At 72.7% G+C, this 11,957-nt stretch carries 10 protein-coding genes; 6 read left to right on the forward strand and 4 right to left on the reverse strand.

Translation table 11 applies throughout. The features are described from left to right. Window positions 1–519, reverse strand: a 519-nt coding sequence (locus tag CW362_RS40545) for a DedA family protein (protein ID WP_103554596.1), incomplete at its 3' end; no start/stop codon positions are given. 68 nt (window positions 520–587) lie between these two features. Continuing rightward, entirely contained in the window at window positions 588–1,361 is a 774-nt protein-coding gene (locus CW362_RS40550; protein ID WP_103554597.1) for an MBL fold metallo-hydrolase, read from the reverse strand. A gap of 83 nt (window positions 1,362–1,444) precedes the next feature. Between CW362_RS40550 and CW362_RS40555 the strand changes: the two genes are divergently transcribed. From CW362_RS40555 to dnaK, 6 genes are all read left to right on the forward strand, one after another. Further along, window positions 1,445–1,924, forward strand: a complete 480-nt coding sequence (locus tag CW362_RS40555) for a hypothetical protein (RefSeq protein ID WP_376451320.1) — start codon at window positions 1,445–1,447, stop codon at window positions 1,922–1,924. A gap of 217 nt (window positions 1,925–2,141) precedes the next feature. Then, window positions 2,142–4,160, forward strand: a complete 2,019-nt coding sequence (locus tag CW362_RS40560) for an alkaline phosphatase family protein (protein WP_376451575.1) — start codon at window positions 2,142–2,144, stop codon at window positions 4,158–4,160. Between the two features lie 211 nt (window positions 4,161–4,371). Beyond that, window positions 4,372–5,433, forward strand: coding sequence for an ATP-binding protein (locus tag CW362_RS40565; RefSeq protein WP_103554599.1), 1,062 nt, complete (start codon window positions 4,372–4,374; stop codon window positions 5,431–5,433). Window positions 5,434–5,527: 94 nt separating this feature from the next. Then, window positions 5,528–7,339, forward strand: a complete 1,812-nt coding sequence (locus CW362_RS40570; RefSeq protein ID WP_103554600.1) for a vWA domain-containing protein — start codon at window positions 5,528–5,530, stop codon at window positions 7,337–7,339. 144 nt (window positions 7,340–7,483) lie between these two features. Continuing rightward, window positions 7,484–7,912: an OsmC family protein gene (locus tag CW362_RS40575; protein ID WP_103554604.1), complete on the forward strand. Its 429-nt coding sequence runs from the start codon at window positions 7,484–7,486 to the stop codon at window positions 7,910–7,912. Between the two features lie 144 nt (window positions 7,913–8,056). After that, on the forward strand, window positions 8,057–9,952 hold the full coding sequence (gene dnaK, locus CW362_RS40580; RefSeq protein ID WP_103554601.1) for a molecular chaperone DnaK: 1,896 nt from the start codon (window positions 8,057–8,059) through the stop codon (window positions 9,950–9,952). On the opposite strand, the gene CW362_RS40585 is transcribed toward dnaK, so the two are convergent. Together CW362_RS40585 and CW362_RS40590 are read right to left on the reverse strand one after the other, a co-directional pair. Next, the gene (locus CW362_RS40585) at window positions 9,946–10,809 is read right to left on the reverse strand and encodes a helix-turn-helix domain-containing protein (RefSeq protein WP_103554602.1); all 864 of its coding nucleotides are present in this window, start codon (window positions 10,807–10,809) and stop codon (window positions 9,946–9,948) included. The genes dnaK and CW362_RS40585 overlap by 7 nt on opposite strands. A 145-nt stretch (window positions 10,810–10,954) precedes the next feature. Beyond that, window positions 10,955–11,791: a helix-turn-helix domain-containing protein gene (locus CW362_RS40590; protein WP_103554605.1), complete on the reverse strand. Its 837-nt coding sequence runs from the start codon at window positions 11,789–11,791 to the stop codon at window positions 10,955–10,957. Window positions 11,792–11,957 lie beyond the last annotated feature (166 nt).

The following is an 11,957-nucleotide window of genomic DNA, read 5'->3' on the forward strand; positions in this document are numbered from 1 at the left end:
GAGCGAACCGCCGAGGATGCCGATGACCTGGTAGGTCGCCGCCCACGCCAGACAGGCGGGGACGTCGCCGCGGGCGAAGACACGCAGCGGCATCTTCGCCAGCAGGCAGGCCAGCATCACCGGAATGCGGCCCGCCGGGACGAGACGGGACAGGACGAGGACCGCGATCCCGTGGTCGGCGAGCTTCTGCTGCGCCTGGGCGAGCCGGTCCTCGGGGGCGCGTTCCCGGATCGCCTCCAGCCAGCGCGATCCGTTCCTCGAGCCCATGCCGCGCCGCCCGAGCCAGTAGAGCGACATGTCACCGAGGAACGCGGCGACCGAGGACACCAGGAACACCGTCAGCAGCGCGAAGGGCGACGTCTGGTGGAAGGCCACCACCGCCGCCGAACTCACCAGGGCACCCGTCGGCACCACCGGTACCAGAGCGCCGATCAGCACCAGCAGGAACAGCGACGGGTAACCGATCGCCTGCTGAGTGGATTCCGGCGGAACGGTCCTCGCCGCGGTGGACAGGAACATCGCCGGAGCGGCGCTCCCGAGCGGCTGGAGGAGCGGTGGAGCCACCGCTCCCGCGGCGGACCAGGGAATCACCGGGAGGCCTTCGGGCGCACGCTCTCGCCCTGCCGCAGCAGGTGCACCGCCACCTGGGGCGCACGCTCGGCGGCCAGGCGCACGAACTCCTCACCCGGCGCATGGAATTCATGGGGGCGCACGGCATCCATCCCGATGGGCCAGAACGTGCCGTAGTGCACCGGCACGGCGCTGCGCGGACGCAACGCCGCGAGCGCCTCGGCGGCACGCCCCGCGTCGAGATGCCCCTCCCCGAGGTACGGACCCCAGCCGCCGACGGGCAGCAGGGCCACGTCGACCGGTCCGACCTCCTCGGCCATCGACGCGAACAGCCCCGTGTCCCCGGCGAAGTACGTCCGCGCCTCGCCCTCGATCACGTACCCCACGGCGGGGGAGCGGTGCGGGCCGATCGGCAGCCGGCGCCCGTCGTGCCTCGCCGGGACCGTGCGTACGGCCAGGTCACCGACCCGGATGCGGTCACCGGGCGCGACCTCCGTGAGCCGCAGGTGGTCCAGCCTGCGCAGTCCCGGCACCGAGCGCGGGGCCCCGCGCGGCACGAGCAGTCGGGTGCCCGGGGCCAGCCGCGCCAGCGAGGGCAGGTGCAGATGGTCGGCGTGCAGATGGGAGACGAGCGCGACGTCCGCGACCGCCGCCGGGGGAGGGGGCGGCGCCCCGCGCCTGCGCCGCAGGTGTGCGAGCCGGCGCGCGAAGAGGGGGTCGGTGAGCACGCGTGTCCCGGAGTCCTCCAGCGTGCAGGTGGCGTGCCCCCACCAGGTGATCTCCACCGGCACCTCTTTGCCTCCTTCGCACGACTCCCCCCGAGCCTACGGGCAGGAGTAGGGTCTGCGGCGAAACCCGGAGGTGAGGGGACACCATGAGAGACGCACGCGGTGCCTCCGGCACGCACGCCCTCGCGCGCCCGCACGAGCGGAGCGTTCCCGCGCCGCGACCGCCGGCGCTCCGCGTCATGGCGATCGCGAGCCTGACGCCCCTGGAGGAGCTCGACGAGGACCCCTTCCTCGTCGACTCCCGCAGCCAGCACGCGATGTGCGCCCGCTGGGCCGCCGAACACGGCCATGTCGTCACCCGGGAGCTCCTGGTGCGCGGTCTGCGCCCCGACCACCGCAGCCTGTGGGCGGATGTCGAGGCCGGTCTCGTGGACCTGTTCGTCGCGCCCAGCCGCCGGGTGCTGGAGCGCGCCCTCGCCTCGGTGGAGGAGTTCACCGCCGAGTGCGCGCGCCGTGGCGTCCGCGTCGAGACCGTGGGCACCGCCGAACCGTCGTACGACGCCCAGATGAAGGCGAGCGTCCACCGCCGCCTGTCGATGCCGACGGCCGGATACGACGGCCGTTGACCTCCCTCCCGTGACGATTCCCGGGACCTCCGGGGGACTTCTCGCGGCTTTTGGGGACTCCTGGGGACCTCCGGCCGTTGTGACAGGGTGGGAGCAGGCCGCGCGGACCGGGCGGGCCGGGACGTGAGGTGGGCTGGGCGTGGACAAGGGACGGTGGCGGCGCCTCGCCAGCGCGACGGGACGCAGTATCACGGTGTGGGCCGTGTCCACGGTCACGATGCTCGTCCTCGCCGGCGCGCTGCCCGACTTCCGGCTGCAGTCGCAGAGCGGGGACAGCGCGACACGGATCGCCGTCACCGCGGCGGCCGGCGCGGGTGTCTTCGGTCTCCTGTCGTCGCTGGTGTGGCCCCTGCTCGTGCGGACCCTGCTGCTCGTCCCGGCCTTCGTGCTCGGTCTGCTCGTCTTCTTCCTGAACGGCTCGCTGCTGCTGATCGCCCTCAGGCTCAACCCCTCCGGGAACAGTGAGGCGGCCCCCGAGACCGCCGTGGTCGTGGCCGCCGTCATGTCGGCCGTCGCCTCGGCCACCGGCGCCGCCCTCGCCGTACGGGACGACGACGCGTACCGGCGCCGCCTCTACCGGCTCGCCGACCGGCGCCGCAGACGTGCCGCCGGGCGGCCCGGCCCCTCCACGCCCGGCATGGTCTTCCTCCAGCTCGACGGCGTCGGACACGACGTGCTGCGGGAGGCGGTCGACAAGGAGCTGATGCCGACCGCCGCCCGCTGGCTCGACGGGCCCCGTCCCACCCACCGGCTCACCCCCTGGAGGACCGACTGGTCCAGCCAGACCGGAGCCAGCCAGCTCGGCATCCTGCACGGCAGCAACCACGACGTCCCGGCCTTCCGGTGGTACGAGAAGGACACCCAGGAGGTCATGGTCTGCAACCGGCCGACCAGCGCCGCCGAACTCCAGCGGCGGGCCGTCGCGCACACCGGCGACGGGGGCCTGCTCGCCGTCGGCGGCGCGAGCCGCGGCAACCTCTTCAGCGGTGGCGCCGACGAGCTCGCCCTCGTGCTGTCCGTGGCCGCGCGCAGGGGACGGGACAACCGCTCACGGGCCGGCTACTTCGCGTACTTCTCCGACCCGGCCAACGCCGTCCGTACGGCGATGTCGTTCGTCGCCGAGGTGTTCAGGGAGACGGGCCAGTCGGTCCGGGCCCGCCTCCAGCGGCGACGGCCCCGCGTCAAGCGCGGGGGGCTGTACCCGTTCGTCCGCGCCTTCGCGACCGTCGTCGAGAGGGACGTCGTGGTCGCCGCGGTGATCGGCGACATGCTCGCCGGACGCGACGCGGTCTACGCGGACCTGGTGGCCTACGACGAGGTGGCGCACCACTCCGGGCCGCGCAGCCGGGACGCCGAGAAGATCCTGGAGCGGCTCGACCGGTCGCTCGCGCTGATCGAGAAGGTCGCCGAGCACGCACCACGGCCGTACCGGATCGTGGTGCTCTCCGACCACGGCCAGAGCCCGGGAGAGACCTTCCTGACCCGGTACGGCCTCAGCCTCGGCAACCTGGTCCGGGCCGGCTGCGGACTGCCCGTGCCCCGCAGGGCGCGGCGCACCCACAGCGGTGCCGAGGCGCGGACCGCCGTCCGGGCCGCCCTGCGCAGACCGGTCGAGGAACGCGGGGAACCGCTCGGACCGGCGGGGCGCCGCTCCGAGCCCCTGGTCCTGGCCTCCGGCAACCTCGGTCTCGTCTCCTTCCCCGACGTCCCGCACCGGATGAGCCGGGAGGAGATCGACCGGCGCCACCCCGCGCTGCTGTCCACGCTCGCCAACCACCCCGGCGTCGGCTTCCTCCTGGTCCGCAGCGAGGAGCACGGCGGCCTCGTGCTCGGCGCGCACGGCGTCGAGGTGCCGGTGGACCGGCTCGACGACGAACACCCGGGTCCCCTGGCAGGCTTCGGCCCCGGCGCCGCCGCCGCGGTGCGGCGCACGCACACGTTCCCGCACACCGCCGACATCATGGTCAACTCCTGGTACGACCCCGTCGAGGGCGAAGTCCTCGCCTTCGAGGAGCAGATCGGCTCGCACGGCGGACTCGGCGGTGCCCAGGGGCGCCCCTTCCTGCTCTCCCCGGTGACCCTGTCCGCACCGGCCGGAGCGGACACGGGACCCGTCGGCCCGGACACCGGGCTCGTCGGCGCGGAGCGCGTGCACGACGTGCTGCGGCGCTGGCTGCGCGAGTGCGACGGGCCCCAGGTGCCACTGCCGTCCCATCCGGACGAGCAGGCCGCCTGAGCGGGGATTCCGCCCTGCACGGAAGAGCGACCGGCCGGAGCGGGGACCCCGCCACGGACGGGAGGGCGACCGGCCGAGGAGGCCGTGCGCGCCGGAAAATGGGAGGCGGCGGACGGACCGCCGCGTCCACACTGTGGACGCCGCGCGCTTTCGCGCACACGTTCCCCACATCTCTTCCGGTACCTCTCCCACACGTCCAAGGAGTTCGCCTGTGCAGGCAGCCGTCACCGTCACTCCCTCCCGCGTCCCGGAGCTGCTTCTCGGTCTCGCCACCGTGCGGCCGGTCTTCCTCTGGGGCGCCCCCGGCATCGGAAAGTCCTCCCTGGTCAGGGAGTTCGCCGAATCGCTCGGGCTGGAGTGCGTGAGCCTGCTGGGCACGCAGCTGGCGCCCGAGGACCTGATCGGCGTACCGCAGATCCGTGACGGGCGCTCCGTCTTCTGTCCGCCGCAGGCCATCGCCCGCGACGAGCCGTACTGCCTGTTCCTGGACGAGCTGAACGCGGCGACCCCCGATGTGCAGAAGGCCTTCTACTCGCTGATCCTGGACCGCCGCATCGGTGACTACGAGCTGCCGAAGGGCTCCATCGTGATCGGCGCGGGCAACCGGGCCACGGACAACGCGCTGGCCCGTCCGATCGCCTCGGCGCTGGTCAACCGGCTCACCCACGTCCACCTGGAGGCCTCCCCGAAGGACTGGCTCGCCTGGGCCGCCGCGAACGACATCCACCCCTGGGTGCTCGACCACCTCACCGACCGCCCCGACCACCTGTGGTCCAAGCCGCCGAAGACGGAGGAGCCCTTCTCCACGCCGCGCTCCTGGCACATGCTCTCCGACGCGCTGGGATCCTTCGGCGACGCGGTCGACGAGGAGACCCTGAAGGTGATCGCCCACGGCACGCTGACGCCCGCGCACGCGGCCGCGTTCTGCGGTTACGTCAAGATCGTGCGCAGCCGGTTCGGCATCGAGGCCATCCTCAAGGGGGACGCCGGCTGGCCCTCCCGCACCGAGGACCGCGATCTCCTGTACTACCTCGCGGAGTCCTTCCGAGGCCGGCTCATCAAGGAACTCCCGGCCGCCCGGGAGCACATCTCGGCGAACACCCGTCAGACCGCGTACCGGGCCAAGTCGCTGCTCGTCCAGCTCGCCGAGATATCCGTCGAGGTCGCCCGGAACGTCATCGCGTCGGACGCGGACGGCAATCCCGTCCTGCCCGCGTGGTTCCTGGTGGAGGCGGCCCGGGACATGCCGCGCCTGGTGGAGGCGCGCCGGTGAGCGTCCGCACGGCCCCGTGTCCGGCTCGGCCCGTCGGGGCGGCCCCGGCCGTGGCGACGGTGTCCGGGCCGGTCCCGGCCGCGGGGAACGCGCGATGAGCCGCTCCCGCAAGGCCGGGGCCGGGGCCGGGGCCAAGCCCGATCCCGCCGCCGAGGCGTTCGCCGAGGGGATGCGGCTGGTGCGGGCCAACCCGGCGCTGGCCGCCGTGGACTTCCGCGTCTGCCGGGAGGAGTCGTGCGCCAGGGTCCCCCGGGACGGACTGGCGGTCGTCGACTCCAACGGGACCGTGCACGTCCACCCGACCCGTCGCGCCGCCCCCGCCGCCTGGGCCTGGGCGGTGGCGCACGCCGTCATCCACCTGGGCTTCGGCCACGTCCCGGCCGCGACCGGGCCGCGCGAGCAGCCGGACCGCTTCGACCTCGCCGCCCGCTGCGCGGTGGTGAACCGCTTCCTGCTCGGCTTCTCGGTGGGGCTGACCCCCGAGGACCTTCCGGGCTCCTACCCCGACGGCGACGAGGAACGGCTCGCCGCGGTCTGGCGCCGCGACGGCATCCCGTCCCGGTACGAACGCTGCGGCACGGCGGGCGGCGCCCCGGACCAGGTGCTCGTGCCCTGGAGCGCGTGGCAGGGTTCCGTTCCGACCGACTGGCAGGTGGCCTTCGCGCACGCGCTGACCCGCACCATGGCCGCCGCGATGGACGTCGCGGGCGGCAGGCGCGCCTCCATGAGCGAGGGACCCACCCCGCTCCGGCCCTGGGAACGGGCGCTGAGCTGGTTCGTCTCCTCCTACCCGCTGCTCGGCGGCCTCGCGGCGGGCATCACCCTCGTCGCCGACGCCGAACTCGCCCGCGCCCACGGCATCTCCGTCGCCGCCGTGGACACCGGGGCGGCCGAGATCTACATCAATCCGCTGTGCCGTTTCGACGACGAGGAATGGCGGTTCGTCCTCGCCCACGAGATGCTGCACGCCGCCCTGCGCCACGGCGACCGCTGCGGCACCCGGGACCCCTACCTCTTCAACGTCGCCGCCGACTACGTGGTCAACGGCTGGCTGTGCGAGATGCAGGTCGGCACGATGCCGGCCGGGCTGCTGCACGACCCGGAGCTGAAGGACCTGTCGGCCGAGGAGGTGTACGACCGGATCGCCGGCGACCTGCGCCGGATGCGCCGCCTCGCCACGCTGCGCGGCAAGGGGACGGGCGACATCCTGGGCGGGCCGCTCGGCTCGCCGCGCGACTACGTCGACCTCGACGAGTTCTACCGCCGCGGCCTGGCCCAGGGCCTCGATCTGCACCAGCGGCAGGAGCGCGGCTTCCTGCCCGGCGGCCTGGTCGAGGAGATCCGCGCACTCAGCCATCCGCCGCTGCCCTGGGACGCCCGGCTCGCCCGCTGGTTCGACGAGTTCGTGCCCCGGCCCGAGCCGCTGCGGTCGTACGCGCGCCCCTCGCGCCGACAGGCGGCCACCCCGGACATCGCGCGCGCGGGCCGCTGGTACCCGCCCGAGGAGATCGCCCGCTGCACCTTCGGCGTCGTGCTCGACACCTCCGCCTCCATGGACCGCACCCTGCTCGGCAAGGCGCTGGGCGCCATCGCCTCCTACGCCGAGGCCCGCGACGTACCCGCCGCCCGCGTCGTGTTCTGCGACGCCGCCCCGCACGACGCGGGCTATCTGCCCGTCACGGAGATCGCCGGACGCGTACGGGTGCACGGGCGCGGCGGCACCGTGCTGCAACCGGGCGTCGATCTGCTGCACCGCGCCGACGACTTCCCGCCGGGCGCGCCCGTCCTGGTGATCACGGACGGGTACTGCGACGTACTGCGGGTGCGGCGCGAGCACGCCTATCTGGTGCCGCACGGCGCACGGCTCCCGTTCACCGCGCGGGGGCCGGTCTTCCGGGTGACCTGAGGACCCGCCGCGGTGCGCCGGCGGGCCGGAATCCCGGACACGCACCGGCAGGTCGCCACCCGAACCGCCGGGTGCGCCGGGCCCAGGTGTGATCGGATGGGAGACCCGGACCCCGGCAACGGGACCCACCCGAAAGGAATCACCGTGGCAACCACGCGCACCGCACACACCGTGTGGGAAGGCAACCTGCTCGAGGGCAACGGCGTCGTCACCTTCGACTCCTCCGGTGCCATCGCCGACCAGCCGGTCACCTGGGCCTCGCGCGCCCAGGACGCGAACGGCAAGACCAGCCCCGAGGAACTGATCGCGGCCGCCCACTCCAGCTGCTTCTCCATGGCGCTGTCGCACGCCCTCGCGGGTGCCGGGACGCCGCCCACCAAGCTCACCACCAACGCCGACGTCAGCTTCCAGCCCGGCGAGGGCATCACCGGCATCCACCTCACGGTCGAGGGCACGGTGCCCGGCCTCGACAACGACGGCTTCGTCGCGGCGGCCGAGGACGCCAAGAAGAACTGCCCGGTCAGCCAGGCCCTGACCGGCACGACGATCACCCTGTCGGCGAAGCTCGCCTGACGTACGCACGCCGGTGCCGCGTCCTCCCCGCGGGGGCGCGGCACCGGCGTGTCCGCCCCCGTGCGGCCGTCCGCGCCATTGACAAGCGAGAACACAGGTTTTGTGCTTGAGGGCGGGCAGAGCCGTGGGCGGAAGGGGACGGACATGGCACGCGCGGTCGGGATCGACCTCGGTACGACGAACTCGGTGGTGGCCGTCCTGGAGGGCGGTGAGGCGACGGTCGTCGCCAACGCCGAGGGAGCACGCACCACGCCCTCGGTGGTGGCCTTCGCCAAGAACGGAGAGGTATTGGTCGGCGAGGTCGCCAAACGGCAGGCCGTGACGAACGTGGAGCGCACCGCGCGGTCCGTGAAACGGTACATGGGCGACGTGAACTGGCGCTTTCCCGAGAAGGGCGGCGTCGACGGCACCCGCTACCGCGCCCAGGAACTGTCCGCGCGGGTGCTGCAGAAACTGAAACGGGACGCCGAGGCCTATCTCGGCCAGGACGTCACGGACGCCGTGATCACCGTGCCCGCCTACTTCGACGACGCGCAGCGCCAGGCCACCAAGGAGGCGGGCGAGATCGCGGGCCTGAAGGTATTGCGGATCGTCAACGAGCCGACCGCCGCGGCCCTGGCATACGGGCTCGACCGCGGGGAGGAGCAGACCGTCCTCGTCTTCGACCTGGGCGGCGGCACCTTCGACGTCTCGCTCCTGGAGATCGGTGACGGGGTCATCGAGGTCAAGGCGACCAACGGTGACACCCGGCTCGGCGGCGACGACTGGGACCAGCGGATCGTCGAGCACCTGGCCCAGCGCTTCAAGGCCGCGCACGGAATCGACCTCGGACGCGACAAGATGGCCCTGCAACGGCTGCGCGAGGGCGCGGAGAAGGCCAAGATCGAGCTGTCCTCGTCCACCGAGACCACCGTCAACCTGCCCTACATCACCGCCACCGCCCAAGGTCCGCTGCACCTCGACGAGAAGATGACGCGCGCCCAGTTCCAGGAACTGACGGCCGACCTGCTCGACCGCTGTAGGACCCCCTTCCACCAGGCCGTCAAGGACGCCGGGGTGAAACTGTCCGCCGTCGACCACGTCATCCTGGTCGGCGGATCCACCCGGATGCCCGCCGTCACCGACCTGGTGAAGGAACTCACCGGCAAGGACCCGCACAAGGGCGTCAACCCGGACGAGGTCGTGGCCCTCGGTGCCGGACTCCAGGCCGGTGTGATCCGGGGGGACGTGAAGGACGTCCTGCTCCTCGACGTGACCCCGCTGTCCCTCGGCATCGAGACCAAGGGCGGCATCATGACCACGCTCATCGAGCGCAACACCACGATTCCCACGCGGCGTTCGGAGATCTTCACGACGGCCGCCGACAACCAGCCCTCGGTCGGCATCCAGGTCTACCAGGGGGAGCGCGAGATCGCCGCGTACAACAAGAAGCTCGGGGTCTTCGACCTCACCGGCCTGCCGCCCGCGCCGCGCGGTGTCCCGCAGATCGAGGTCGCCTTCGACATCGACGCCGACGGGATCACGCACGTCTCCGCGAAGGACCTGGCCACGGGGCGCGAGCAGAAGATGACCGTGACCGGCGGCTCCGCGCTGCCCAAGGACGACATCGACCGCATGGTGCGCGAGGCCGAGCGGTACGCCGAGGAGGACCGGCGCCACCGGGAGGCGGCCGAGACCCGCAACCAGGGCGAGCAACTCGTCTACCAGACGGAGAAGTTCGTCCGCGACAACGAGGACCGCATCCCCGCCGACACCAAGGACCAGGTCGCCTCGGCGGCCGCCGGGCTGAAAAGGCTCCTGGAGGACTCCTCCACCGACACCACCGCCCTGCGCGGCGCCATCGAGGAACTGGCCACCGTCAGCCAGCAGATGGGCCAGGCCATGTACGCCCAGGCCCAGCAGCGGTCGGCCCCGGGTGACCAGCCGCCCACCGGGCGGCCCGGGGGCGAGGAGGAGGACGAGGCCGTGGTCGAGGCGGAGATCGTGGACGAGGAACGTGAAGGCGGCGAAGGACGCCGGGGCCCGGGAGCAGCTCAGTAGCGCTCGCGGAACTCCCGGAGGATCTCCTTGGTGCGTTCGGCGGAGGCGGCGTGGGCCGACATGTGGTCCAGCACCTCCAGGTGCAGGGCCACCTCCTCGCGCGCGTCGAGATAGAGGGCGCCGGTCACGTACTCGCTGTAGACGATGTCCGGCAGCTCTCGCTCGGCGAAGCGGAACAGCGCGAAGGACGTGTATGTCCCCGGGTGCGGGCCGGCCGCGAACTCGGCGACCTGGAGCGTGACGTGATCGAGCTCGACCCATTCGAGGAGCCGGTCCATCTGGTCCCGCATGACCTCGCCCCGGATGCTCACCGGACGGAGCAACGCCGTCTCGTCCATGATCACCCAGAGGTGGGGAGGGTTCTCGCGGGTGAGCAGCGCCTGCCGCTTCATGCGCAGGGCCACGTGCCGGTCGATGGCCTCGGCGCCCGTCTGTCCGACCGTCCCGGCCTCCAGCACGGCGCGCGCGTACTCCTCGGTCTGTAGCAGACCCGGCACGAAGTGCGGTTCGTAGCTGCGGATCAGCTGGGCCGCGCCCTCCAGGCTGACGTGCATGCTGAACCAGTCCGGCAGCACGTCGTGGTACCGCTGCCACCAGCCCGGTTCGTTCGCCTCCTCCGCCAGCGCCACGAAGGTCTCGGCCTCGTCGTCGGCGACCCCGTACGTGGTCAGCAGGACCTGGACGTAGGGGATCTTGAGGGCGACCTCGGCCGTCTCCATCCGCCGCACCGTCGCCGGAGCGACCCGCAGGACACGCGCCGCCTCCTCCCGCTTCAGGCCCGCGGCCTCGCGCAGCTCCTGCAGCCGTCGCCCCAGGACCATCTGCCCCACCGTGGGTGCTGGCCGCCGCTCGCTCACGCCAACCCTCCCCACGCGCCGAAGTATGCGTGCAGTGTGCCATGTCCGCGCGGAACCATCATCGTTTGACCTCAACCCATGTACAGCCAGGGTGATATGACACACCGTCGACAGGGGCCGTCGGCGAATGCCGTCGCCGATGCCGTCACGAATGCAGCGAATGAAGGTACTTGACCGTCGCCGGGTCAGCGGGCAGGAACGTCTCGATGGCCAGTTCGGAGACCGTCACGTCCATCGGGGTGTTGAACGTGGAGATGGACGAGATGAACGACAGCACCCGCCCCTCGTGCTCGATCCGCATCGGGAGCGCGAAGTGAGGAGTGGGTCCCGGCTGCTCGTCGTCCGCCTCCCTGTCCCGGTCCGGGACCGGGTACGCCGCCACCTCCTCGTACAGCGCGCGCAGCGGCCGCGAACGGCGCAGCGCGATCTGCCGGTCCATCTGGGCGAGCAGATGGTCCCGCCACGTGCGCAGATTGAGGATGCGCGGCGCCAGGCCCTCCGGATGGAGGGTCAGCCGCATCGCGTTCAGCGGCGGCGCGAGGAGCCGCTCCGGGACGCCGTCCAGCAGCATGAAGACGCCACGGTTCGCGGCGAGGACGTCGTACGTCGCGTCGACCACCAGTGCCGGATACGGCTCGTAGCCCTGGATCAGCCGCTCCACGCCCTCGCGCAGCGCGTCCATCGAGGGGTCGTCGAGCGGGGTCTCCGCATAGTGCGGGGCGTAACCCGCCGCGAGCAGCAGCGCGTTGCGCTCCCGGACCGGGACGTCGAGGTGTTCGGCGAGCCGCAGCACCATCTCCTCGCTGGGGCGGGAGCGGCCCGTCTCGATGAAGCTGATGTGCCGGGCCGAGGAGTCCGCGCGCAGGGCCAGTTCCAGTTGGCTGACCCGCCGTTGCTCCCGCCAGCCGCGCAGCAGCGGCCCGACACCCTTGTCGGCGGCGGCACTCGGGACGGCGGCGGGACCGGACGGGAGGATGCTCATGGGGGGACCGTAGCCGAGGAAGCGGATCCGGGGCCGCTCCATGATTCACGCTCCTGGTGGACGACCGCGCTGCGGAGTGCGGACGAGGGCGAGGACGCCCGGCGCGGCCGTGGCCGGCCCGTGAAGCCGTCGGCTCGCCGTCCGGCCGGGCGGCCCTCTGGCCGGG

The sequence above is a fragment of the Streptomyces populi genome, from assembly GCF_002911015.1.
Taxonomy (GTDB): Bacteria; Actinomycetota; Actinomycetes; order Streptomycetales; family Streptomycetaceae; genus Streptomyces; species Streptomyces populi.